This is a genomic window from Gemmiger sp. (assembly GCF_036306485.1).
Taxonomy (GTDB): domain Bacteria; phylum Bacillota; class Clostridia; order Oscillospirales; family Ruminococcaceae; genus Gemmiger.
Genome location: NZ_JAXJZK010000016.1, coordinates 21,542 through 47,526 on the forward strand (window position 1 = coordinate 21,542; position 25,985 = coordinate 47,526).

Consider the following 25,985-nt stretch of genomic DNA (forward strand, 5'->3'; position numbering starts at 1 on the left):
GAGGTGAACGAGAATGAAGCTGACGAAAATTACCAGCCTGCTGCTGTGCGGCACCCTTGCGGCCGGCGTTTCGATGAGCATGACCGGATGCCGGATCAAGCCCGAGGACGCCACCGCCAGCGTGACCGATGCCGAGATCCTCTACCAGACCTACTGCGAGGACAGCTACAAGGGCTATCTGGTTGACAATATCTGCGCGCTGACCTTCTATGTGGACGGCACCTACGCGCTGGGCCACTGCACGGGCCTGAACTTCATGCAGCATGTGAACACCTATACGATTGACGCCGGTACCTGGACCGTCGAAAACGGCGTGCTCTCGATGTACAACTCGGCGGGCGAACTCGTGGGCAACGGCGAAGGCACGGTCTACGACGATCCCGAAACCTGGGCCGAATGGGGCATGAACCATTACGACAACAGCGACGGTACCTTTACCGACTATTACAGCACCTATGCCTTTGATGTGAAGGACAACGGCGACTTTGTGCTGACCGTCGATGACCAGACCTATTACTACTGGGGCCAGAACGGTCATATCAGCAGCCAGTATATCCATACCTTCACGGCCAGCGACTTCATCGAGGCGTACAATGCCGCGGGTCTGGGCGATACGCTCAGCAGCCTGAGCCTGAACCTGGGCACCGCCATGCCGATGGCCTACTACACGGCCGGCGTCGAGACCGAAGCGCAATAACACAAATGAGGTGACATCATGGCAAAAAATAAAAGTGAACTGATCTTGGAGGAAGAGCGGATCACCCCCCGGGTGATCGGCGAGCAGGCGGTTCGCATCCTGTGCGTGGTCGGGTTCCTGTTTGTCGTTCTTCTGCCCATCATCATCTGTGACGCGCTGGGCAGCGTCGCGCCCAACTTCTCGGCCGAGACCGGCATCCCCATCACGGCCGGCAGCGGCGACTCCCAGACCGCCTTCTTCTTCAGTGTGTGGTATCTGATCAAAAACAGTGCCGATGCGTTCCTGCCTGTCGAACTGTTCAAGGTGGGCGCCCAGTGGATCACCAGCTCGATCGGTGCCGGCGCCACCTTCTACGGGGTGCTCGGGGCGCTGTCCATGGCGCTGCTGTACATCCTGCCGGTCTACCTCTATGTGGTGCTGATCCTCAGCCGCTTCTATGAGGGCAACCCCATTGACAAGCTGCGCACCGTCGGCGTGCCGGTCTGCGGCGTGCTCTACCTGTTCTGCGCGGGCATCCTGGGCAGCTTCTCGATCGGCTATCTGTGGAACTTCTTCTGGGAATACGATACCCACTATGATTTCGCCCTGCAGTTCTTTGCCGCTTACGGCGGTGTCAAAATCTCCATCCTGGCGGTCATCAGCCTGCTGGTCGCGATCGGCTGCGGTGCCCTGACGGTGATGTACAAAAAGAACATCGAGTAAGCGCACAGCGTCCCTCCGGACGCCGTCCGCGGACTCCTCCGGCAGGCGGCGCAATCCTCTTTGCGCCGCCTGTCCCCGGTTGCGGGAGGTGACCCCTTATGTCCAAAGCCAGCCGGGCGGCCGGTGCCGCCTGTGTGCTGACGCTGGCCGTCTGTGCGGCGGCCTGCCTGCGGTATGCGCTGCTGGGCAGCCTGACGGCCCTGGCAGCGGCGCTGGCCGTCCATGCGCTGCTGGCGCTGACCGTCCGGCTTGCATGGCGGCTGCGCTTCGGGGCGCTGCTGGCGGCAGCCGGCATCGGTCTGATCGTGCTGGGCGGCTGTGCAAGCTACGGGGAACTGACCCCCTGGAAACTGGCCTACTGGCTCGCGGCTGCGGCGGACATCGCCGCCGGCCTGCTGCTCACTGTGTACCGGCCGTGGCCGCCGCGGCAGGCCTGGGCCGGGCAGCGCGTCCCGGCCGGGGTGCTGGCGCTCTGCCTTGCCCTTGCCCTGGGCGGCTGGGGCGCTGCGGCCCTGCGGGACCGCGGTCTTGTCCCCGGCGCCGCCGGCGCGGTGCCCACGCTCTGGGCGGTGCCCCGCTGCTATGAGCAGCCCGGGGACCGGCAGGGCAGGGTGGAGACCTTCTCCTACACCACCCGCGCCTACGCCACCGACGGCCGCACCGTCACCAAGCAGGCCTGCGTCTATCTGCCGTACGGATACGAGGCGGACGGGGCGTACAACATCCTGTACCTGCTGCACGGGACCGGTGAGGACCAGAACAACTGGCTCGTCGGCCATCCCGAAAACAAGGCGCTGTTGGATGCGATGATCGCGGCGGGGCAGATCGACCCGCTGATCGTGGTCACCCCGACCTGGTACACCGGGCAGGACTGTCCGGACGACCCCGACCGGCTGACCTACGCCTTTGCCGAGGAACTGCGGCAGGACCTGATTCCGGCCGTCGAATCGCAGTACACCGGCTTTGCCGCCTCCACCGATCCGGCGGACCTGCAGGCCAGCCGGCAGCACCGGGCCTTTGCGGGCCTTTCCCGCGGGGCGGCCACGCTGTTCCGCTCGGCACTTGAAAAAAATCTCGACCTGTTTGCCTGGTACGGGGCGTTCAGCGGCAGTTTCCTCGACTGGGAGGAATGGCGCAGCGGCGCTCAGTCGGCGGCATTGGCCGAATATCCGATTTCCTACCTGTATATGACCAGCGGCAGCTTTGACTTCTGTCTGCCCGGCCAGCTGAAGGACTACCGCACCCTGCTGGCGGAGGAACCCCGCCTGATCCAAAACGTCAATACCTCCTTCGATGTGTTCCCCATGCGCTACCACTCGATGGGGTCCTGGCATCTGGCCCTATACAATTTTCTGCAAAAAATCTTTATCACCTAGCGAAGGCAAGAGGATAACATGAAACATCAGGAACAGATTTCCCAACTGACCCTCGAACAAAAATGCGCGCTGCTCTCCGGCGCGGACACCTTCCAGACGCGGGCGCTGCCGCAGTACGGCATCCCCTCGATCTGGCTGTCCGACGGTCCCCACGGCGTGCGCAAACAGATGGGCCCGGCGGATCATCTGGGCATCCATCCCAGCGAGCCCGCCACCTGCTTCCCCACAGCGTCCGCCGTGGCCTCGAGCTGGGACCCCGCTCTGGGCGAGCAGATCGGCGAAGCCCTCGGCCGGGAAGCCGCCGCCCAGGATGTCGCGGTGGTGCTGGGTCCGGGCCTCAACGTCAAGCGCAGCCCGCTGTGCGGCCGCAATTTTGAATATTTCTCCGAGGACCCCTACCTGGCCGGCAAGATGGCCGCCGCCTATATCCGCGGCATCCAGGCAAACGGCATTGCCGCCTGCCCCAAGCATTTTGCCGCCAACAACCAGGAGCTGCGCCGGATGGCGAGCGACTCCGTCCTGGATGAGCGCACCCTGCGCGAGATCTATCTGACAAACTTCGAGATCGCCGTCACCGAGGGCAAGCCCCGCAGCATCATGACCAGCTACAACATGGTCAACGGCGTCTACGCCAACGAGAACGTCCACCTCCTGCGCGAGATCCTGCGCAATACCTGGGGGTTCGACGGCGCCGTCGTGACCGACTGGGGCGGCTCCAATGACCATGCCCTCGGCGTCAAGAACGGCTCCACGCTGGAAATGCCGGCACCCGGCCTCGATTCGGCCCGGGAACTCTGCCGGGCCGTGCAGGACGGCAGAGTCTCCGAGACCGACCTCAACGCCCGGCTGGAGGAACTGCTGACCCTCATCGACCAGACCACCGGCGCCCTGCAGAAGGCACCCAAGACCATCGACTGGGACGCCCATCATGCGCTGGCCCGCCGCGCCGCGGCCGAAAGCATCGTCCTGCTGAAGAACCAGAGCGGCCTGCTGCCGCTGGACCCTACCGCCAGGATCGCAGTCATCGGCGACTTTGCGCAGACTCCGCGCTACCAGGGCGCCGGCTCCAGCCTGGTCAATGCCCCGCAGGTGGACAGCTTCCTTGAGGTGCTGCAGACAAGCGGCCTGCAGACCGTCGGCTATGCCCAGGGCTTTGACCGCCAGGGCAAGCCGGACGGAAGGCTGCAGGCCCAGGCGGTGGAACTGGCGGCCCGGGCCGATGTCGTGCTGCTCTTCCTCGGCCTTGATGAGGTCAAGGAGAGCGAGGGCCTGGACCGCAGCGGGATGCAGCTGGCCCGCAACCAGATCGACCTGCTGCTGGCCGTCCACCGCACCAATCCGCATCTGGTGGTCATCCTCAGCTGCGGCAGCGCCGTCGAGACCGGCTGGCAGAGCCACTGCGAGGCGCTGCTCTGGGCGGGCCTCAGCGGACAGGCGGGCGCCGGTGCGGTGCTCGATGTGCTGACCGGCAAGGTCAACCCCGCCGGCCGTCTGGCCGAAACCTGGCCCCTGCGCTGTGAGGACAACCCTTCCTACCGGCATTTCGGCGGTCCGGGCCGCAACGTCGAGTACCGGGAAGGCCTCTATGTCGGCTACCGCTACTACCAGACCGCCGGCGTACCGGTGGCCTATCCGTTCGGCTTCGGCCTGTCCTACACCCGGTTTTCCTACCGCGGCCTCAAAGCCACCCCGACCGGGGTGACCCTCACGGTGGAAAACACCGGCGACCGCGCCGGCGACGAGGTGGTGCAGGTCTACATCGCCAAGCCGCACGCCGCCATTTTCCGCCCCGCCCAGGAACTCAAAGGCTTTGCCCGGGTCCGCCTCGCAGCGGGGGAGAGCCGCACCGTCACGATCCCGCTGGACGACAAGGCGTTCCGCTACTGGAATGACCCCGCCGGACACTGGGCCGTCGAGGGCGGCGACTATGAAGTCCGGGTGGGCGCCTCCAGCGAGGATATCCGCCTGACGGCCGTCGTCACGGTCCCGGACAGCGGCGACCCCGACCCCTATGCCGGCATCGCGCTGCCCCACTATGCGGACGGCCAGGTCCAGGATGTGCCCGATGAGGAGTTCACCGCGCTGCTCGGCCATCCGATTCCGTCCGACAGGGTCGCCATCGACCGCAATATGACGCTGGGCGAGATCGGCCATGCCCGCAGCCCGCTGGGCTGGCTGGTGCACCTGGTCCACCGGCATCTGCTGGAAAAAAGTCTGCGGAGCGGCACACCGGACCTGAACCTGCTGTTCAACTACAATATGCCTCTGCGCGCCATCGCCAAGATGACCGGCGGCATTGTCAGCATGGGCATGGTGGACGGCCTGGTCCTCGAGCTCAAAGGCTTCTGGATCATCGGCATGGTGCGTCTGCTCGTCGAATTCATCAGGAATAAACTCGCCAACCAGGCGATGGAAAAACGCCTTTCGGAAGGAGGCCGCAACCCGTGAATCTGTGGAATTCCTTTGCCCGCACCCACCCGGCGGCCGCCCGGTGGATCCGGGAAGGCGGTCTGTTCGTCATCGTCAGCAACCTGATCACCGTGCTCAAATACCTGCTGCTGCAGTTCCTGCCCGCGGCGTTTTCCGGCCTCGGGGATGCCAGCTTCGGCTGGCCGGGCATCCCGGTCACGCTGTTCGGCGAGACCTTTGCCTGGAACATCCTCGGCTATGACCAGGCCCACGGCGGCCTTGCCTACTTCTGCGCCTACATGGTGGCCATGGTCATCGGCGAGTGCATCAATTTCCCGATTCAGCGCAACTTCGTGTTCCGCTCCCACGGCCGGCTCGCACAGCAGATCGCCTGGTACCTCGTGGCGTTCTGCCTCATCACCTGCATCGTCAACTCCATCAACTGTATCTGGGTGGCGGTGGCCGGCCTGCTGGTGCCGGACTTCATCTACAACATCGGGACCACGGTGCTCAACGGCGGCATCTCGATGATCGTCTTTTTCTTCGTCAACAAAAAAATCTTTCCCTCCGCCTCGGCCAGCCCCCAGAAAGCCTGACCGATCCGCCCATCAAAAGGCCGCAGCATCTGCTGCGGCCTTTTGATATTGCGGGGCAGGTGCACCGCCCTTTCTTTTGTGACATCGTGCGCCGGCGCTGGCAAGGGTTGCAGGCACAGCGCAGAACTTCTATAATAAAACATAAGCAAGACCTTCCCTGTCAATGAAAGGAACCCTTATGAAAGAGCATACGGCACGGCTCTGTGCCATGGCACTGATGGCGGCGGGACTGACCGCCTGCGCCTCCCCTCGGCAGAGCAGCCCGGCGGCGGAAACACCGGTGCCTGCCTCATCGCAGAGCGAGGAACCTGTAACCCTGACGGTGTATCTGGAATCCGTTTACACCGAGGAGGGAACACACTACCCGATCTATGAGAAACTCCGGGCTTTCGACGACGCTCATCCCGGAATCCGGCTGGAGTACGTCTCCCCGGTGGGCGGGGCCACCGATCCGGCGGCCCGGGAAACCCAGATCCAGCAGCTCAACACCGAGATCATCACGGGCGGCGGCCCGGATGTGTTCCTGATGGCGACACTGCGCTTCACCGACAGCAATCTTTTCCCGGATATACAGAAAGCGATGCAGAATGACTCGTTCCTGGACCTGTCGGAATATGCCGGGACCAACGGCTTTGACGGTGGAAGCTGCTATCCGGCCATCCTGGAAGCCGGTCAGAGGGAGGGACATCAGTATATCCTGCCGCTGAGTTTCTCGGTTCCGCTGTTTGCGGCGGCGGAACCCGTTGTGGAGCGGCTGGGCTTTCAGGCGGATGCCGCAGCCGCCGATCAGCCGGCTTTCTTCGGGGAACTTTCCCGCGTTCTGCAGGAAAACGGCAGCCAGGTCGCCTATTCCCTGAGTCTGACCAACCTGCTGGAACAGCCGCTGATGGATTACACGCAGGGCACCGTGCAGCTGGACACCGAACCCGTCCGGCAGGCCCTGACCATCGAAAAAGAATATATTGCGAATCAGCTGCACTTTTTCGACAACTATTCGCCCGACCAGGTGGATGCACTGGCCGAGGGAACCCCGGCCGGCGTGGTGGAAATGTCCGACCTCGCGCTCGGAACACTGCATTCGCTGGAAGGCAAGGGTGTTCCGGTTTTCCTGCAGGGAATTCCGAACGAATCGGGCGGCATCACCGCCGAGATCACCTCCTACGCGATGGCCGGCGCCAATACCGAACATCCCGAACAGTGTGCGGAACTGCTGTATTACCTCCTGAGTGCGGAGTGCCAGGATGCTGCGGCTTACCCCTGCACCACGGAGGAGCTGCCCGTCCGGCGGGACAGCATGCAATCCTCGCTGGAGAAGGAGCACTCCTTTCTGATTGACGACGCCTCCAGAGAAACCCTCACCGATGAGAACCGGGCACTCCGGCAGAAAGCCTATGGCGGGAACCTGCAGGATTCCACCATCGACAAACTCCGGGCAGTCTGCGACGGGGTGACGGCGGCGCACTTCCACACGATCTGGTACAATGCATTGCAGCTGGGGCAGGATGAGAACGGCGATGACGTCCTGACCGGTGCGATGAATTCCTACCTGTACGGGGATACCTCGCTGGACGATCTGATCCGGGCACTGACCCCCAGATTGCAGATGTATCTGGATGAATGAAAGGCGTATCATGAAGTCGGTATTTCCAAAAGCATCGCTCTCCCGCCGCAGGCAGATTCTGGGATGGCTCCTGCTGCTTCCCATGCTGCTGGCACTGGCCGTCCAGGCCGTTGTGCCGTTTGGCATGGCGCTGATCCGCAGCGTCTACCGCGGTATGGGGACTACCTTTGTGGGACTGGAAAATTATAGCGAACTGCTGCGCAATCCGACCTTCCGGCTGGCGGTCGGGAATCTGTTGGGACTGTGGGCCGTTGTGCTGCCGCTCAATCTTGGCATCGGGTTTGTGCTTGCACTGGCCTGCCACAGTGCCCGCAGCCGGAAAACCAGGGTACTGTATTTCCTGCCGGCCATTCTTCCCGCTGCCTGCGGGGTGGAAATCCTGTCGCAGCTGTTTGGGTCCCCGCAGATGACGGGGCTGGTGTCCCTGCTTCCGGCGGATTGGCGCACAGGACCGCAGGCTGGCCCGGTCTTTGCCGGTCTTGTCCTGTGGAAGGGACTGGGCTACTCGATCCTGATTCTTGCGGCGGCGCTGGATGCCATCCCTGCGGAATATCGGGAAGCAGCCCGGCTGGAAGGCGCGTCCGCGGGGCAGATTGTCCGGTCGGTTCTGCTGCCATTGCTCCGCCCGGCATTTTTGCTCTGTGCGGTTCTGGCGGTTTACAATTCCTTCCGCTGCTTCCGGGAAGCCCTTCTGCTGGGCGGTTCCCACCCGGCACAGTCGTTGTACAGCCTCCAGCATTTCCTGCAGAACAATTTTTCCAATCTGAACTTTGCCCGGCTGGAAGCCGCTTCGGTTCTTCTGGTCACAGTTCCCGCCGCGGTCATCGTTGCCCTCTCCGGTCTTTGGAAGGGAGGGAGAACCCGATGAGACCTTGCCGTTGGAAGAAGGCTGTCCCGGTCCTGCTGGCATTGGCGGATCTTCTGCCCTGCGTTGCCCTGCTGCTGCCTTTGGTCGCGGCGGATCCGGCACAGCTGCGGGCCGCAATGGCCGGCGATGCCCCCGGCTTCTGGCAGGCCTTTCGCAACACCGCCCTGGTCGCCGCAGGCAATCTGGCCGTGCAGTGGGTGGTTGCGGTTCCCGCCGGACTGGCACTGTCCAAATTGCTGCCGCGCCGCGTGGCCCGGCGGATTCTATGGCTCTGTGTGCTGCTCATGCTGCTGCCGCAGCAGGCGCTGATCCTGCCGCAGTACCTGCTGCTGGATCGGCTGCATCTTCTGAATCGGCTGGGCGGTCTTGTCCTGATGTCGGCGTTCCAGCCGTTCCTCGTGCTGTTTTACTGGTTTGGCACCGAACAGATCGAGACAAGCCTGCTCGAGGCAGCTGTCTGCGAAGGAGCCACAACGGCGCAGTGCTTCTTCCGCATTTATCTGCCGCTGCTGGCGCCGTTCCTGCTGGCGGGCGGACTGCTGTCCGCAGCCGAAAGCTGGAATATGCTCGAACAGCCCATGACTTTCCTGCAGGCGGGCAGCCAGGATCTGCTGTCTACCTATTTCCTGCACCAGCCACAGACGGCCCCCGCCCTGACGGCACTGCAGGCACTGCTCTCGGCCTTTCCGCTGCTGCTGGTTTTTGCCGTTGCCGCCGCACGATGGAAACAGGAATAGTCCGGCTCTTCAGAAGGTTCCCCGGGCCCCGCGCATCTGCGGGAGCCCGGGCCTTTTTCATTTCCTGGACAGGACCCAGACCAGGCAGGCGGCGAGACCGCACAGCAGGCTGCCGGTCACGCCGAGGCAAGTCTCGATCAAGCGCAGGCGCACCAGGACGTCCCGGGCAGTGGGAACAAGGGTCATCCAGTCAGAAAGCCGCTCGCGGCCCGCTTCGAGCAGCGCGGACCAGGCCGCTATGCTGCCCCATCGGTCGGGCACCAGCCAGCCGGGCAGACCGGCCAGCCACCCGGGCAGCAGCAGGGCCGCGGCCAGCGCCGCCGCAAACCAGAGCAGCCTGCGCAGCGTCCGGGACCATGGCAGTCCGAAGAGCAGCCCGGCCAGACAGGCTGCTGCCAGCAGCGTCTGGGGCAGACGGGCCAGGCCATCGGCGCACCAGGCCATCGCCTCATCGTAACAGATCCGCTCCGGCTCTCCCAGCCCGGCACCGGCAAGGAACTGCCGCACGCTCTGGGTCGGATGATCCCGGGAAACGTTGGTCAGCTCCAGACAGGAAAACGCCTGGCCGCTGCCGGCCGTGTAGAGCAGCAGTTCCTCCCCGCAGCAAAAGATGCCGCAGACGAGGTAACGGCTCTCCTTGCCGTCTGCGGTCTGCAGGGTCAGCGTCTGGCCGCAGACGTCCTGGCTGCCCCACAGGCTCCAGGCCAGCGGGGCACTGACGGCACAGGCCGCGGTGCTGCCGCTGCCCGGCGCGGTGCCGGCCAGATAGTCGGCGCCATACACCGCATTGGCCTGCCCGTCAAAGCCCAGACAGAGCGCCTGCCGCACCCGGCCGCTGGCCGGGGCCTGCATCGTGAGCTCGTCCTCCCGCCAGAAGGTCGGGACCACCGCCCCCGCGTTCTGCTCGCTTCGGGCATACCGGAGCGCCGCATCAGCCGCCCCGGGGGTCAGAGCCTCCTTGTACCGCAGCGACACACCCGGCGAAAACTGCCCGATCTGCCGGCTGCATCTGAGCGCGGCGGACTGGCACAGGCCGCAGGCAGCCAGCAGCAAAATGAGCAGCACCCAGCCGGCCCTGCTGCGGTTACTCCTCCACCCGCACCTGCGCTCCTGCCGAAAGCGGTTTGCTGCTTCCACTGACGATCCGCTCCTCTCCGCTCAGCGCGCCCGAAACGCGCACCACGCTGTCACCGCGCTCTTCCACCGTGACGGCCAGACGCACCAGGACGTTCTGTACCCCCATCACGGTGTTCCTGGTCTCCACCAGATAGACAAAATCCCCGGCATTGTCGCTGTTCACGGCGGTGGCGGGCAGACAGAGACCCGCCGTCCTGCCGGTACCGGAGAAGGTCAGCGAGGCGGTTCCGGTCTGCCAGGATGCCTGTGCCAGACGGAACTGCACCGTCCCGTCCTGCCCGATGGACTCCGGCTCTGCCGCGGCGGTCAGCTGTCCCTGCGTGGCCGAACAGGTTCCGCCCGCCGTCACAAGGGCCAGTTGGTCGTCGGTCAGCTCGGCTGACAGGGTGTACCCGGCATCCTGCGCGGCCAGCAGCCCCGCCACAGCCGGACTGGGCTGCCCGACGGTCAGGTCCAGCTCGGTCAGCACGCCGTCGCCGGGGGCCAAAACCTGCCCCCCGGCGGCCTGCAGCGCTTCCAGCCGGTCAAGCAGGGTCTGCTGCTGCGCAATCTGCGCCAGCACCACCCCGGCTTCGGCACGGTCCGTCTCGTTGGCGTCGGCGATCTGCTCGGCCTCTTTCTCGTAGCTGTGGCGGGCACTGTCGCGGGTGTCCTCGGCGCTCTGGGCGGCCGAGAGCGCCGCGCTCCGGGCATCCGACGCGGCTTGCTGCGCGGCGGCCAGCCCGGCTTCGGCCTGCTCCACGGCGGACTGGGCCTGCTCGTGTTCGGTCTGCCAGGCCGTGTATGCCTCGGCGGCCCGGGCCTGTTCCGGCGTGGCCATCGCCTGGACGGACGGGTCCTCGGGGTCGCAGGGCTGCCGGCTTTCCACCTCGGCCAGCTGCTGCCGGGCAGCATCCAGCGCCGCGCCGGCATCGGCCACGGCCTGCCCGCTCTGCTCCTCGGTTTCCCGGCAGGCGGCATAGGCACGGTCCAGCTGCTGCTGCGCCTGCTGCCAGGCAAAGCTGTCCGCCGTTTCGCCGTCCTGCAGCTGGCCTGCCTGGACCCGGAGCTGCTCCAGCGTCGCCCGGGTCTGGGTCAGAAGCTCCTGCACATCGTCGCAGGAGACAACCGCCAGCGCCTGCCCCTGCGTCACGGTTTCGTCGGGCCGGACCAGCACCTGCTCCACGAGCAGCCCTTCGGGAAGTTCCAGCGGAATGCCGGTCCCGGGTGCAATCTGCCCCGAAACCGTAAAGGTATGGCTCACGGTGCCCTGATACGCGGCGGTCACCGTGACCACCGGCATCGTGACCGCCGAGGTCCCGCGCACCAGCAGCGTCAGCACCAGCAGGATGGCCAGAAACCGCAGAAGATCCGTCCCGGCCCGCGCGGACTCTCTGATTTCTGTCAGCTTGTACAACAACATCACCCCTTCACGGCGCCGGTTCCGATCCCGGCTTCCCAATACGGCTGTCCCAGACGAAACACCAGCACCGAGGGCACCAGCATCAGCAGGCTGGCGGCCATGGCAAGGCCCAGCGCCTCGGGATTCAGGTCGGTCAGATAGAGCGACAGCGGCCAGTTCTGCTGGGATTTCAGATAGGTCATCGGCTGTTCGATGGCATTCCAGGCATCCAGGAACGCCAGCGTCAGGGCGGAGACAATGGCGGGCAGACCCAGCGGAATGCCGATTCTCCGGAACTGCTGCCATGGCCCGGCGCCGTCCATCGCGGCGGATTCCAGCACCTCCCCGGGAATGGCGTCAAAGCCGCGGATCATCACGAACACCGGAAAGGTGGAGAACGCCCCCGGCAGAATGACGGCCCAGGCGGTATCCAGCAGCCCGAGGGCTTTGAGGACCAGATAGCCCGGCACCATGGTGACCTGAAAGGGGAGCAGCATCAGCACCAGATACAGCGTGCGGACCGGGCCGCGGCCGCGGAACCGCAGCCGGCTGAGGGCCCAGGCGGCCGGCGCCCCGGCCAGCAGCTGGCCCGCCACCTGGGCGCCGGATTGCCGGATGCTGTTCCAGAACATCACAAAAAATTGCGGGGTATCGAGCAGCAGGGTCAGCAGCGGCGACGCCGTGGGCCAGGACGGCAGCCAATGCCAGACCGCATACCCCTGCCCGAGCCCCAGCGCGGGACCGAGGGTCAGGCGCAGCTCATCCTCCGCCGTCACGGCGCCGGCGGCAAGGAACCACAGCGGCCACCACACAAGCAGGGCAATCACCAGCAGTGCCGTCCCCCAGACAATACGGAGCCGGCGGTCAGTCTTTTTCACAATGATCCCACCACTTCAGCAGACAGAGAATCAGGACCAGCAGCACCAGCGCCACCAGCACGGCCGCGGCGGTCAGGCGCGGCAGGTCCAGGGCAAGAAACCAGTTGTTGAACAGATGCTGGAGCAGATACAGGCTTTGATGAGGGTACCGCCCGGCGACAAGCCAGGCTTCCCGGAACACCTTGGAAGCGTTGAGGAAGCTCAGCAGTACGGTCAGCACCAGGGGGGGCCGCAGCCCCGGCCAGGTAATGCAGCAGAACTGCCGCCAGGGCCCGGCCCCGTCCACGCGGGCGGCCTCGTACTGGTCGGCGGGGATGGCGTCCAGCCCGGTCAGCCAGAGCAGCTGCACAAAGCCGAAATTCTTCCACAGATAGGTGGCGGTCAGCACCCAGAAGGCGGCGCCGGTGCCCATGAAATCCACCGGTGCGGCGCCGAGAAGGACCAGAAGATGGTTGCACAGCCCCTGCCCGGCGAAGAGGGACTGCCACAGCAGCACGATGCTGGCCACCGGGATCGCGACCGGCAAAAGAAAGGTGGTACGGAAAAGCCGGGCAAGCCGGGTGCCGCGCAGGGGACGGCTGTGCAGGAGCAGCGCCAGGCCGAGACCCAGCAGCAGAACCAGCGGAATCCCGGTGCCCAGGAACCGCGCCGTGTTGCGTACCGCCAGCCGGAAGGCAGGATTGCTCACCACCGACCGGTAGTTGGACAGCCCCGCCCAGCGGCGGCCCATCGCGTCGCAGAAACTGCGCCGGACCGTCTCGGCAAAGGGGAGAAGGACAAACAGCGTGACGCCGGTCAGACTGGGCAGCAGGAACAGCAGGGCGGTCCGTTCCTGCCGCGCGTTACTGCTGCTCCGCATAGTACAGATCGGCCCGCTGCACAATGTCGGTCACCGTCGTTTCCAGATCCTGCTGCCCGGTGTACAGCCCGCAGGCTTCCTCGTACACCAGATCCCGCAGACTGCTGCTCGTGTTGGCGGGGGTGGTCAGCTGTTCCATCACGCTGTCCAGGTCCAGCTGTGCCGGCGTCGGGGAACCGTCGCTGCCGTCGTTGCGCTGGCTGGCTTTGGCAAGCTGGACGCCCCGGCGCACAAAATACCCGTTGAAACTGCCGCGCCCCGCCACCTCTTCGGTCTCGCAGCTGAGCATGGTCTGCAAGAAGGCGATGCCGGCCTCCTTCTGATCGGAGGCGTCCAGAACCCCCATCGTCATGACCGGGATAAAGACATTCCCGGGCAGCGGACGGATCAGGGCCGGAACGGTCCGGGTCTCGCTGACCATATACAGATAGGTCAGCAGGTAGTCGCTGGGGCTGCCCGCGGCGCAGTCCGCCGGCTGCTGCGCCCGTCCGTACCAGTTCATGCTCACCGGAATGTCCACGGCCAGATGCTGGCCGTCGTCGCCGCTGACGGTGTCCTCCCCGTCCCCGAACAGCGGGTCAAATTCCTGCGTGATGTTCTGTGCGTTCACCACCGCCTGCGTCACCGTCAGGAATTCCCGCAGGGCGGCTTCGTTGATCTGCTGCGCATCCCCGGCAAAGATCGCGGCGCTGGCTGCCGGGTACAGCTCGCTGAACAGGTTGTAGTACCCGTCATAGTGAAAATCGTCCCGGAGGCACAGCAGGTCCTGCAGATCGGTCAGGCTCTGCGCTTCGGCCAGCCGCGCGGCGTTCTGCTCGGACTGGCAGTACATCAGGCAGGGCCGGAACAGCATCGGTATCGCCCGGCAGCCGGACGCATCCTGGTAACAGTTCACGATGTTCTCATAGCAGCCGTCGGTGTCCACGCCGTCCAGATCCGCCAGAACGCCCCGGTCCAGGTAGGACTCTACCGGCAGCCCGTCCAGCACCAGAACATCCGGGCCCTCCCCGGCATAGATCTCAACGTTCAGGGTGCGGATCACATCCTCGGCGGTCAGGCCGCTGTCCATGCTGTCCGAACCGTACTCCACCGTGACGGTCAGCTCGGGGTGGATGGACGCATAGGCGCTGACCGCCTCCCGCAGCAGAAAACTGCCCTCCATGGCCCAGACGACCAGCTCTCCGCCGGCCGGGACCTGCGCCTGCGCATCGTAGCGGTAGCGGTACAACCGTGGCTGTCCGTCCGGCTGGATGCCGCTGACCCAGAAACAACCCTGACTGTCCAGCGCAATCTGCTGCGGAATGAAATCGCTGCCCGCCAGGGTAAAGCTGCGGTTGTCCGCCAGGGTCTGCTGCAGCGTTCCGCCCAGCGCGATCCGATGGATGCCGTTCTTGTCCGCCCAGATCAGGGTGTTCTGCGTGATGGCGGCGGCCCCGGCCCGGGGCAGGGGGTCGGAAAGCGGGAGCGTCTGCTGCTCCAGCGCGCTGCCGGTGTCCGCATCGAAGGTTGTCAGACCGGTGCTGCCCGCCGTGAACGCATAGACCTTTCCGTCCGCACAGAAGGCGGGGCTGCCGTAAAAGCCCGGCGTAACGGTCACCGTCTGCCGGGTTTCGGCATCCACCAGGACAAAGACGGTGGTTTCCCCGACCTGAACGGTCAGAAACACCCTTCCGTCATCACTCAGCCGCAGCCCCACCGGCAGGGCGTCCGACCCGTCCAGCGCGGAAACCGGAACGGTCTCCATCGCGGCGGGATCGGTCCCGGTGCACAGCGTGTAGCGTCCCGACGCATCGCGCGTCACCGCCCACAGGGCGCCGGAATCCGTCATGGTCAGATACTCCGTCGCGCCGTCCGGACTGCCGGCCTCGGCCGCCGTGGACCAGGCCGAACCGTTCCACTTCATCAGCAGGACCCGGCCGTCGGTGCTCAGCCCCACGAGTTCGACGCCGCAGTCCGCCCCGGCGCGCAGATCGGTGAAACACCGGCAGGTCGCGGGCAGTGTGCCGAACATCGCTTCCTCAACGTAGGCCCCGGCCGGCGCAGGGGAGGCGGCTGTCCCGGTTTCCTGCGCCGGTGCGGACCCGCTGCCCGCCGTCCCGGCGACGAAATCCGCCGCGCCGCACCCCGTCCAGCAGAGGGCGGTAAGCGACAGGGCAAGAACGGAAAACAGCTTCCGGACGGTTCGTTTCATGGTGGTTGACTCCCTTCCCGATTTGATTTACACTGATTGTAGCAAATCCTGACTGAATTTATCCTGAATTTCCCGAAGCGGGAGGCCTGCATGAAGATTCTGCTCGTAGAAGACAATACCGCGCTGCGCCGCAATATTGCGGCGGTTCTGCAGAGCGAGGGATACACCGTTGTGCCCTGTGCGGACGGCGATGACGCGGAATTTCAGATCCTGAGCAACAGCAGCGACCTGGTTCTGCTGGACCGGATGCTGCCCGGCCAGGACGGTCTGACGCTGACCCGCAAGGCCCGCGCAAAGGGCATCACGACGCCCATCCTGATGCTCACCGCCCTGGACAGCCTGGGCGACAAGGTCACCGGGCTGGATGCCGGCGCCGATGACTATATCGTCAAGCCCTTTGCGATGGAGGAACTGCTGGCCCGGCTGCGCATCTGGTCGCGGCGCACCGTCCCGCTGGAAGATCCCCGTCAGCTGGAATACGGGGACCTGTGCTACCAGCCGGGGGTCCGGCTGCTGCGCGGCCCTGCCGGTGAGGAGGTCCTGCCCAAGCGGCTGGCCCAGCTCATCGAGCTGCTCGTCCGCAGTGCGGGAACCCCGATCACCCGGCGGAGCATCTTCAACCGGATCTGGGGCCCCGACGCCGAGGTGACCGATTCGGTCATCGACACCTACATCCACCTGATGCGTCAGCGGCTGGCGCATCTGCGGTCCGGCGTCCGGATCGTGAGCAGCCGCGGAACCGGGTATCAGCTGCACTATGAACCACAACACTGAAACACGCCGCGCCGCGCCGTACCGGCATCTGCGGCATCGGATCACCGCCTTCTGCGCGCTGCTGACCGGCCTGGTGCTGCTGGCGGCGTGCGGGATCTCCTTCCAGGCGGCCCGCCGCGAAATGCGCAGCGCCGCCCAGTCGCTCTTTCTGTCGCAGTGCCAGACCGTCAGCGCCTACCTGGCCGCGCCCGGCTCGGTGGACACCCAGACGCTGCTGCGGTTTGCCGAACAGTATGACCTGGCCATTGCCGTCGTGGACGGCGGCACCCTGCTGGACTTTGCCCCCGGCCTGTCCGCCGAAACCTGGCAGACACTGCTGACAGAGGCACAGAAAACCGATGTCGGACAGCAGCTCTATGCATCAACGGCGCAGAGCGGCAGCTTCTCGCTGACGGCGGCGGGGCAGCGCTGGCATGCCTCGCTGCAGCATCAGTCCGCCTCGACAACCCGGTGGTACAATATCCTCGTCCTCCAGCCCCTGCGGGGGGACACGGCGGCCACGCTGCGGCTGGCCGTGCTGTACGGGCTGGTGTTCTGCGCGGGCTGGGCGGCGCTGATCGCGGCGTCCGCCTGGCTGGCCCGGCAGGCGGTCCGGCCGGTCGAACAGGCCCAGACCGAGCAGCTCCGCTTTCTGGCCGGCGCCAGCCATGAACTCAAGACCCCGCTGGCCGTGATCTCCACCTCGGCAGAACTGCTGCGCCGGGGCACCGCCTCTCCCGAGGAACCCTGCCGCACCATCGAGAGGGAAACCCGGCAGATGGCCCGGCTCATCGACGATATGCTGGTCCTGACAAACAGCGGCACCGGCCGTTGGACGCTGCAGACCCGCAGCCTGTCCCCCGAAGATGCCGCGATGGCGGTCTATGAACGGTTTGCGCCGGTGTTCGCCCGGGACAACCGGGACCTGACGCTGGACCTGCCCGACACGGCACTGCCCCCGGTCCTGGCCGATGCGCAGCGGCTGGAACAGATCCTCTCCATCCTGCTGGACAATGCCCATGCCTACGCGCCCGGCCCCGTCACCCTGCAGGTGGACCGGCTCGGCGATACGGTGCGGTTCTGGGTCCGGGACCACGGCCCCGGCATCCCCGACGCGGAAAAACCTGAAATCTTCCGCTTCTTCTATCGCCGCAGCGCCCCGGCCGGGGATGCTTCGCGGCATTACGGGCTCGGGCTCTCGGTGGCGTCCGAGCTGGCCCGGCTGCATCAGGGAACCCTGACGGTCGGCGATACCCCCGGGGGCGGGGCGTCCTTCTGTCTGTCCCTTGCCGGCAGACCCGAATCCTCCCGATGAACGGAAGGCAGGCTCAGAGAGCCTGCCTTCTTTTTTGCACCCTTTCCCCCGCGGGGCACCGCCGAAACACGGAAAATTAGACAAATGTTCAAAACTGTCCATGGTACTTTTGCCGCGCCCGTACTAAGATAAGACAACAGCTTCCCCCCACACGGGGCAGAACGGGAGGTCTTGGCATTGCAGGACAACAAACCGAAAACCAGCGGCATGGAAAAGGTTGCGGCGTTCATTGTGGACAAGCGCAACCTGTTCTTTCTTTTGTACGCCCTGGCGCTGATTTTCAGCGTCGTGGCATCGGGGTGGGTCAAGGTCGAGAACGACATCACGACCTATCTGCCCGCCGACACCGAGACACGGCAGGGTCTGACGGTCATGGACGAAAACTTCACCACCTTCGGCACGGCGCGGGTCATGGTGTCCAACATCACGGCGGGCACCGCGCAGGCGCTGCACAAGGAGCTTGAGGCCATCGACGGCGTGTACAGCGTGGAATTTGACGAGACCGCCAACCATTACCGGGAGGCGTCGGCTTTGTACTCGGTGACCTTTGACGGCACGGCGCAGGACGAGGTCAGTCTGTCGGCGCTGGACGCCATCCGGAACAGACTCAGCGGCTACGATACCTTCATCGACACCGAGGTCGGGCAGGACATGTCGGCCGAACTGGCCGACGAGATGGGCGTCATCCTGGTCATTGCGGCGGTCATCATCGTGGTGGTCCTGACGCTGACCTCGCGCTCCTACGCCGAGGTCCCGGTGCTGCTGCTCACCTTCGGCGCGGCGGCGCTGCTCAACATGGGCACCAACTTTCTGTGCGGTACGATCTCCTTCATCTCCAACTCGGTGACGGTGATTCTACAGCTGGCGCTCGCCATCGACTACGCCATCATCCTGTGCCACCGCTTTTCCGATGAGCACGAGACCAAGGAGACCCGCGAAGCCTGCATCGCCGCCCTGGCCAAGGCCATCCCCGAAATCAGTTCCTCCTCGCTGACCACCATCTCGGGCCTCGGGGCGCTGGCGTTCATGCACTTCGGCATCGGGCGCGATATGGCGGCGGTCCTCATCAAGGCGATTCTGTTCAGCCTGCTGTCGGTCTTTACGCTGATGCCCGGCCTGCTGATGGTGTTCAGCCGCAGAATCGACGCCACCCGCCACCGCAAGCTGATCCCGCAGATCACCTTCCTGGGAAAATTCGACGTTGCGACGCGCTGGATCGTCCCGCCGATCTTTGCGGTCATCGTGGTTGTGGCGGCCGTTCTGGCCAACCGCTGCCCCTACTGCTACAGCTTTACCGACCTGGTCACCGCCAAACAGAGCACCAGCCAGATCGCACACCAGAAGATCAAGAACACCTTCGGCAACGAGAACATGGTGGCCATCATCGTGCCCAAAGGCAACTATGACGCCGAGCGCAGCATCCTGCAGCAGCTCGACGCCTGCCCCGAGGTCAAGTCCACCCAGGGCCTGGCCAACATCGAGGCGCAGGACGGGTACATGCTGGCCGATGCGGTGACGCCGCGGCAGTTCTCCGAGCTGGCGGGCGTGGACTACGAGGTCGCCGAGGCGCTGTATGCGGCCTATGCCGTGGACCAGAACCAGTACGGCAGCGTGCTCAGCGGCATCGGGGATTACAAGGTCCCGCTGTTCGACATCTTCATGTTCCTGCAGAAGGAGATGAAGGACGGCAACATCACGCTGGAAGGGGACGCGCAGGCCACGCTGGACGACCTGTTCGATCAGCTCAACTGGGCGCAGATCCAGCTGCAGAGCGACCGGTACAGCCGGATGGTCGTCTATCTGAACCTGCCGGAAGAGAGCGACGAGACGATGGACTTCCTGACCACCATCCACAACATCATCGGGCAGTACTATTCCGGGGACTGCTATGTGGTCGGCAACTCCACCAACGTCAAGGATCTGTCGAGTTCCTTCGGGCAGGACAACATCCTCATCAGCATCCTGTCGGCGCTGTTCGTGGTGCTGATCCTGCTGTTCACCTTCAAGTCGGTGGGGCTGCCCATCCTGCTCATCGTCGTGATCCAGGGCAGCATCTGGATCAACTTCTCGGTGCCCACCCTGCTCGATGAGCCGCTGTATTTCCTCGGGTACCTCATCGTCAATGCCATCCAGATGGGCGCCAACATCGACTACGCCATCGTCATTTCCAGCCACTACGCCGACCTCAAGAAGGAACTGCCCACCCGGCAGGCGCTCATCGCGGCCCTCAACGAGGCGTTCCCCACCATCTTTACCTCGGGCACCATCCTGGCAGTCGCCGGGGCGCTGATCGGGCAGATGACCACCAACCCCGTCATTGCGGCCATCGGCACCTGCCTGGGCCGGGGCACCGTCATCTCCATCGTGCTGGTGCTGGCCGTTCTGCCGCAGATCCTGCTGATCGGCGACTCCATCGTCGAGCGCACCAGCTTTGCGATGAAGGCACCGATCGACCTGTCCCGCATCAACCGCTCGGCCAGCGGCAACATGCGGGTCAGCGGCCGGGTGCGCGGCTATGTCAACGGCGTGATTGACGCCGAGATCCGGGGCACGCTGGACGGCACGCTCCATGCCTCCGTCACATCGGGCACCACCATCGAACCGGCCGGCCCGTCCTACGCACTGCCGCAGGACGCCGCGGCCTGGGCCCAAAGCTATACCGAGGGGGAAGAAGTATGAACAACTTTGTCAAACGGCTTCTTTCGGCCCTGCTCTGTCTCTGCCTGGCGGTGGGGGCGCTGCCCGCCCGGGCGGAGGAAGGACCGCAGACCGTGACCGTCTCCACGGCGCAGGACCTGCTGGACCTCGCACAGTCCTGCCGTCTGGACAGCTGGAGCCGCGGCCTCACCGTGGTGCTGGCCGCGGACATTGACCTGACGGACAGCGGATTTTCCGGCATCCCCACCTTCGGCGGAACGCTGGAGGGCGGCGGCCACACGATCAGCGGGCTGGACCTTTCGGGGGACGGCAGCGTTCAGGGGCTGTTCCGCTATCTGCAGCAGGGGGCCGTTGTGCGTGACCTGACGGTCAGCGGCGACGTGCACCCCGGCGGAACCCGCACCGAGGTGGGCGGCCTGGTCGGCGAAAACGCCGGCACGCTGCAAGGCTGCACCTTTTCCGGCACCGTCACCGGCACCGATCAGGTGGGCGGCCTGGCGGGCTGCAACACCGTCACCGGCACCATCACGGGCTGCACGATCAGCGGCAGCGTCTACGGCAACCACTTTGTCGGCGGCGCGGCGGGCCGCAATGACGGCGTGATTTCGGAGTGCACCAACACCGCCGACATCAACACGACGATCAGCCAGAACGAGGTCCGCCTCGACGACCTGACGGTAGAGGACCTGCTGACCACCGAGCGCGCCGCCGACATCACCGACATCGGCGGCCTTGCGGGCAGCTCCGCCGGCGTCGTGCGCGGCTGCGTCAACCGGGGCGCCGTGGGCTATGCCCATATCGGCTACAATGTGGGCGGCATTGCGGGCAGCCAGACCGGCTACATCGAGGGCTGCGTCAACTACGGCACCGTCAACGCCCGCAAGGAAGGGGGCGGCATCGTCGGCCAGATGGAACCGGCCGGCGTGCTGCAGTACAGCCAGGATACCCTGCAGCAGCTGCAGGGCGAGCTGGACACCCTGCAGGGACTGATGAACCGGGCAACCGCCGATGCGTCGGCCTCCTCGAGTGAGCTCAATGCGCGGTTCACCGACCTGCAGAACCGGGTGGAGAGCGCCCGCAGCGCCGTGGATACCCTGCTCGGCCAGCTGGCCGACGGGGTGGACATCAACGCCGGCAACCTGACGCTGACCACACTGGCCGACCTGACCGGCCAGGCGAATGCCGGCGGCAGTGTGCAGGGCAGCGGGTCGGCCGATGCGGTGCTGAATCCCGCCCCGACCCCCGAGGCAACCCCGGCCGGCCCCACCCCCGAACCGGAGCCGACCGCAGAGCCGGAACCGACCGAAGAGCCGACCGCCGAACCCGAGCCGCAGCCCACCGAGGAGCCGGCCGACCGCACCGGCGAGGTCCATGAGCGGCCCCGCCGCAATGCGCCGGAACTTTCGGCCGAGGGCGAAGCCCAGGCCGACGGCAGCGCGCAGAGTGACGGCACGGTCTCGCTGGACGGCGAGATGACGCTGTCCCTCCCTGACCTGACGGTGAGCGGCAGCGACGGCGTCACGGCGGCGCGCAACAGCCTCAGCGGCAGCCTGACCGCCATCTCGGAGGGCGTCGAGGCACTCAACAGCGATACCGGCGACCATACCCAGGCGCTGATCCGCGATATTCAGGCCATCACCGACCAGCTCAACCGGATGGGCAACACCCTGCTGGGCGCGGCCGAGAACGCCAACCAGGGCACGCTCTATGAGGATGTCTCCGACGAGGACACCGACGGCGACACCGAGGGCAAGGTCTTCAACTGCCGCAACGCCGGGACGGTCTGCGCCGACCTCAACGCCGGTGGCATTGCCGGGGCGATGGCGCGGGAGAACGACCTCGACCCCGAGGACGACACCCGGATCAGCGGCAGCACCTCGCTGAACATGACCTACAAGACCCGCATCGTCGTCCGGGACTGCACCAACCAGGGCAGCGTCCAGGCCAAAAAACAGTGCGCGGGCGGCATTGTGGGCAGTATGGACCTCGGCAGTGTGCTGCACAGTGACAGCACCGCCGACCTGCTGCTGGACGGCACCGCGTATGTGGGCGGCATTGCCGGGCAGAGCAAATCCGCCATCCGCAGCTGTGCGGCCAAGGGACGCCTGTCGGGCAGCCGGTATGTGGGCGGCATTGCCGGATGCGGCTACACGCTGACGGACTGCCGCAGCATGGTGCAGGCCAAAGGGGAGGAGAAGGTCGGCGCCATCGCGGGCGGACTGCTGTCCGGGGATGCGCCGGACAACGCCCTCAACGACTGGCAGGACATCCCGAGCGATGTGCAGGGCAACTGCTTTGTCAGCGAGACGCTCGGCGGCATTGACGGCGTCAGCTATGCACAGCAGGCGGAACCGGTCTCCTTCGAGGCGTTTGCCGCGCTGGCCGGACAGGAAAACCTGCCCGAGACCTTCCGCACCATCACGCTGACTTTCCAGGCGGACGGCAATCCGGTGGCGGTCATCCCGGTGGCGTACGGCAGTTCCTTTGACCTTGCCGACGCCCCCGAAATCCCCGCCCACGAGGGATGCACGGCGGCGTGGGAGGATTTTGTCCATGACCGGATTGTCTTTGACGAGACCATCGAGGCCGTCTACACGCCCTACGCGACGGTGATCCAGAGCGACGAACAGCGGGACGGCAGACCGATCCTGCTGGCCGAGGGGTCCTTTGCCGGGGAAACCCTGACGCTGACCCCGCAGACCGACAGCCCGGTGCCCGGCACCGTCGAGAGCTGGCAGTTCACGCTGCCTGCCGATGCCTCGGACCAGACCCGGCTGCGCTACCTGCCCGCCTCGCCCGATACCGCCCTCTATTTGCGGGGCTCGGACGGCAGCTGGCGGCAGGCGGAGGCCACGGCGGACGGGAGCTATCTTGTGTTCGCGGTGCAGCCGGGGGACGATGCCTTCGCGGCCGTGACCGAACACCCGGTGCCCTGGGCCGGGGTGGCGGCCGCCGCAGCCGCCGCGGTGCTGGCCGTTCTGCTGGCGGCCCGGCGCCGCCGTCGGGTCCGGACCTGATAAAAAACACAACGCCGGCCGGGCGGGGAACACTCCCTGCCCGGCCGGCGTTTTTGGATGAAAGTCTCAGAAGAATTCGACGGGGTAATCGGCCAGCAGCTCCCCGCCATTGCGGATCACGACGCGGAAGCTGTCTCCGGCGCGGGCGGTCAGGCCGGACGGGATAAAGATCACGCAGCCGCGCAGCCCGTAGCCGCCGTTGCTCACATAGAAGGCTCCGTCGCTGCCCGACGCCGAGAAGTTCCAGCTGGCCGGCGTGCCGGAGGTGCGGGTCAACGTGACCGTCACATCGCTGCGGTTGAGCGTCCGCCCGGCCGAGTAACTCCACGCGCCGTCCGAGAAGTAGCCGGTCGGCATCTGCATACCGGGCCAGGCCACACCGGTCAGGTCGGCGTCCGCCTGGTTGCTGTGGTCAATCGCATACATCGCCGCAAAGGTGCCGTACTCTCTGGAGGACACCCAGCCGAACCCGGTCCGCCCCATGCTGGGGTTGAGAATCCAGCGGCGGTGCCCCAGGTCCTGGATGTTGGAGATGCTGGAGTCGGCCATCCAGCGCATGATGATGTTGTACATCGGTTCATTGAGCCGCATGGTGTAGGACAGATTGCTGCGCGAAGCCCCCGCCGCGGCCAGATTCCAGGTCGCGCTGTCCATGCCGGACGGGCAGATCGGCGAGTGGGACAGCATCCCGTTGGCGGCGCTGACCATCGCGGCATGCTGCGCCTGGTCGGCCATCGAGGCGTCAATCACGACATCGGTGCTCAGCCCCGCCAGATAGCGGATCGCCTTGACGACGTTCAGCGCCTTCTGCTGGCTGTCGTCGGTCAGGGCGCCGGCGTCATAGGGGGCGTTCAGGTTGGCGGCCCGGGCCATCTGCGGCACCGACGAGGAGACCGCCAGCGACCCCAGATACCCCTCGACCTCCCCGCGGGAATGCCATGCCGCCCCGACGCCGTAGGTCTTGGCGGTCAGAAGGCCGGTCCAGTTGTCCAGATAGTAGGTCCAGCCGTCCAGCACCAGGGCCCCGTGCTGCATCACGCCGGTCACACGGTCATAGTACCAGCTGTTGCTGCCCTCGGTGTACCAGCCCTTGATCATCGACCCGTAGATCGGGTCAAACCGGTACCAGCTGCCGTTCTGGCAGTGCTCGCCCTTGATCATCCGGCCCTCGGCGTCGTACCGCACCCATTTGCCGGTGCCGTCGGGGCGGTCCGCCCAGGCGCCCGCCTCGGATTCCATGTAGACATCCTTGGACACCGCCTTCTTGCCGCAGTCCACATTGTCCAGCCAGTACCAGGCGTCCGACGCGGGATCATAGATCTCCTTGCCGCGGTAGCTCAGGTCCGGCGTGCCGTCGGCATTGAGCCGGCAGCCCTGGCGGATGCCGCCTTCGTACCAGTAATCGCCGCCGTCAATCGTCAGCCAGGCCTTGTCGAGCATCACGCCGGTCGCGGTGTCAAAGCCGTAGTGGACGCCCTCCAGCAGGATGTCGCCCTTGGTCATCGCACCGGAGATCAGGTCATAGTAGTAGGTGCCGTTTTCATTGGTGTACCAGCCCTTGACCATCCGGCCGTCGGGATCGTAGCGCACCCACTTGGGGTCGCCCTGCATGCCCTCGTAGTCCATGTAGACCTCTTTGTCGACGGCCTTGGCGCCGCCCTGGATCGCGTCCAGCCAGTACCAGGCGTCCGAATCGGGGTCGTAGATCTCCTTGCCGCGGCCCGTCGTGCCCTGCTTGACACCGTTTTCATACCAGAACTGTTTGCCGTTCTCGGTCTTCCAGCCGGTGTAGTGCGCCTCGTCGTCCTCACGGTAGTGGGCGTAGATCGTGTGGTCCCCGGCCACGGCCAGCGGGCTGTCCTTGGTGACCTCCTCGCCGCCGGTGGGGGCGGTGAACCAGCCCAGGAACTCTGCATCCGTCACGCCGCCCAGGTAGCCGTAGCACAGCGCCGACGGGTCCCCGAGATAGTATTTCTCGGAATACCAGTCGGGGGTTCTGCCGTTCGTCTCAAGGGTCACGGTGCACAGGCGGGACGGGTCCACATTGTAGTAGATCTTGACCCCTTCGGCGGGCGAAACCGAGGTGTAGGTCGTGAACAGCCCGACGTTCAGCGTGCTGTCCTGCCGCCAGGTCTCGAAGGTCTGGTCCTCGGTGCCGCCGAAGAAGATCTCGGTGGGGGCGTTGGGCCAGGAGACCGGGAACACCTCCTCAATGCTGCGCAGCGAGGCGGGCAGATAGATGAACTGCAGCCGTCCCGTCGTGAAGAAAAAGCTGGTCAGCGTTTCGACGCCTTCCGGCACGATGATGCCCACCAGGTCGTGCACGCGGGTCAGGCTGCTCCAGTCCAGCACCCTGACGGGCAGACCGTTGATCTGTTCGGGAATCCGCAGGATGCCGGCGGCATCGTCGTTGCAGCCGGTCACTTCCAGGGCGTGCCCGGCCTCCTCGTCCAGGATGACCGAGCAGGTCAGCACAATGTTGGTGTCCGGCACGGCGTAGGTCAGGGTTTCCTCCGCCTGGACCGCGGCCTGCTGCGCACTCCCGACCGCTTCCTCGCCGAGTGCCGGCGGGGCCGCCGCCACACTGAAAGCCGCTGCCAGGGTCAGGAGCAGCAACGCAGTCTTTTTCATCTGTACATCCCTCCTGTTTTTCTTGGGTTTGGTTCCAGTATACGACGCCGGACCCCAAAAGGCACGGGTTCCCGGCATTTTCGGAAAGCTGCCGAAAATGTGTGCTGTTTTTTGTAAAAAAACGCCAATGACCGCACAGCGTTGATTTCGACCCCCGCA

18 protein-coding genes are annotated in these 25,985 nt (G+C 65.4%); 12 read left to right on the forward strand and 6 right to left on the reverse strand.

Annotation, left to right across the window (positions count from 1 at the left end; translation table 11 throughout):
• The first annotated feature begins 13 nt into the window (after positions 1-13).
• From U0L91_RS03520 to U0L91_RS03555, 8 genes are all read left to right on the forward strand, one after another.
• Positions 14-697, forward strand: coding sequence for a hypothetical protein (locus U0L91_RS03520; RefSeq protein WP_330044850.1), 684 nt, complete (start codon positions 14-16; stop codon positions 695-697).
• Positions 698-715: 18 nt separating this feature from the next.
• The gene (locus U0L91_RS03525) at positions 716-1,399 is read left to right on the forward strand and encodes a hypothetical protein (protein WP_330044851.1); all 684 of its coding nucleotides are present in this window, start codon (positions 716-718) and stop codon (positions 1,397-1,399) included.
• 98 nt (positions 1,400-1,497) lie between these two features.
• Entirely contained in the window at positions 1,498-2,775 is a 1,278-nt protein-coding gene (locus tag U0L91_RS03530; protein WP_330044852.1) for an alpha/beta hydrolase, read from the forward strand.
• A gap of 18 nt (positions 2,776-2,793) precedes the next feature.
• Positions 2,794-5,223, forward strand: coding sequence for a glycoside hydrolase family 3 C-terminal domain-containing protein (locus tag U0L91_RS03535; protein WP_330044853.1), 2,430 nt, complete (start codon positions 2,794-2,796; stop codon positions 5,221-5,223).
• Positions 5,220-5,780, forward strand: a complete 561-nt coding sequence (locus U0L91_RS03540) for a GtrA family protein (protein WP_330044854.1) — start codon at positions 5,220-5,222, stop codon at positions 5,778-5,780. The genes U0L91_RS03535 and U0L91_RS03540 overlap by 4 nt, the downstream gene beginning before the upstream one ends.
• 178 nt (positions 5,781-5,958) lie before the next feature.
• On the forward strand, positions 5,959-7,401 hold the full coding sequence (locus U0L91_RS03545; protein ID WP_330044855.1) for an ABC transporter substrate-binding protein: 1,443 nt from the start codon (positions 5,959-5,961) through the stop codon (positions 7,399-7,401).
• A 10-nt stretch (positions 7,402-7,411) separates the two neighbouring features.
• Positions 7,412-8,269, forward strand: coding sequence for a carbohydrate ABC transporter permease (locus tag U0L91_RS03550; protein ID WP_330044856.1), 858 nt, complete (start codon positions 7,412-7,414; stop codon positions 8,267-8,269).
• Positions 8,266-9,006 (forward strand): ABC transporter permease subunit, encoded by a 741-nt coding sequence (locus tag U0L91_RS03555; protein ID WP_330044857.1) that lies wholly within the window; start codon positions 8,266-8,268, stop codon positions 9,004-9,006. The genes U0L91_RS03550 and U0L91_RS03555 overlap by 4 nt, the downstream gene beginning before the upstream one ends.
• A gap of 57 nt (positions 9,007-9,063) precedes the next feature.
• Here the strand turns inward: U0L91_RS03555 and U0L91_RS03560 are convergent, their stop codons facing one another.
• Genes U0L91_RS03560 through U0L91_RS03580 form a run of 5 tightly spaced genes read right to left on the reverse strand, consistent with a single transcriptional unit; the run spans position 9,064 to position 15,452 of the window.
• Positions 9,064-10,071 (reverse strand): hypothetical protein, encoded by a 1,008-nt coding sequence (locus U0L91_RS03560; protein ID WP_330044858.1) that lies wholly within the window; start codon positions 10,069-10,071, stop codon positions 9,064-9,066.
• Positions 10,072-10,090: 19 nt separating this feature from the next.
• A complete protein-coding gene (locus U0L91_RS03565) occupies positions 10,091-11,539 on the reverse strand; it encodes a hypothetical protein (protein ID WP_330044859.1) in 1,449 nt (482 codons plus the stop codon).
• Between the two features lie 5 nt (positions 11,540-11,544).
• Complete coding sequence (locus U0L91_RS03570) at positions 11,545-12,402, reverse strand: carbohydrate ABC transporter permease (RefSeq protein WP_330044860.1); 858 nt, start codon at positions 12,400-12,402, stop codon at positions 11,545-11,547.
• A complete protein-coding gene (locus tag U0L91_RS03575) occupies positions 12,389-13,261 on the reverse strand; it encodes a carbohydrate ABC transporter permease (RefSeq protein WP_330044861.1) in 873 nt (290 codons plus the stop codon). Before U0L91_RS03575 ends, U0L91_RS03570 begins: the two co-directional genes overlap by 14 nt.
• The gene (locus U0L91_RS03580; protein WP_330044862.1) at positions 13,245-15,452 is read right to left on the reverse strand and encodes a hypothetical protein; all 2,208 of its coding nucleotides are present in this window, start codon (positions 15,450-15,452) and stop codon (positions 13,245-13,247) included. Before U0L91_RS03580 ends, U0L91_RS03575 begins: the two co-directional genes overlap by 17 nt.
• 90 nt (positions 15,453-15,542) lie before the next feature.
• Between U0L91_RS03580 and U0L91_RS03585 the strand changes: the two genes are divergently transcribed.
• From U0L91_RS03585 to U0L91_RS03600, 4 genes are all read left to right on the forward strand, one after another.
• Positions 15,543-16,226, forward strand: coding sequence for a response regulator transcription factor (locus tag U0L91_RS03585; protein WP_330044863.1), 684 nt, complete (start codon positions 15,543-15,545; stop codon positions 16,224-16,226).
• A complete protein-coding gene (locus tag U0L91_RS03590) occupies positions 16,210-17,520 on the forward strand; it encodes a sensor histidine kinase (RefSeq protein WP_330044864.1) in 1,311 nt (436 codons plus the stop codon). Before U0L91_RS03585 ends, U0L91_RS03590 begins: the two co-directional genes overlap by 17 nt.
• Positions 17,521-17,697: 177 nt before the next feature.
• On the forward strand, positions 17,698-20,199 hold the full coding sequence (locus U0L91_RS03595; RefSeq protein ID WP_330044865.1) for an MMPL family transporter: 2,502 nt from the start codon (positions 17,698-17,700) through the stop codon (positions 20,197-20,199).
• The gene (locus U0L91_RS03600) at positions 20,196-23,195 is read left to right on the forward strand and encodes a GLUG motif-containing protein (protein ID WP_330044866.1); all 3,000 of its coding nucleotides are present in this window, start codon (positions 20,196-20,198) and stop codon (positions 23,193-23,195) included. Before U0L91_RS03595 ends, U0L91_RS03600 begins: the two co-directional genes overlap by 4 nt.
• Before the next feature lie 66 nt (positions 23,196-23,261).
• On the opposite strand, the gene U0L91_RS03605 is transcribed toward U0L91_RS03600, so the two are convergent.
• Positions 23,262-25,826, reverse strand: a complete 2,565-nt coding sequence (locus U0L91_RS03605) for an InlB B-repeat-containing protein (protein ID WP_330044867.1) — start codon at positions 25,824-25,826, stop codon at positions 23,262-23,264.
• Between the last annotated feature and the right edge of the window lie 159 nt (positions 25,827-25,985).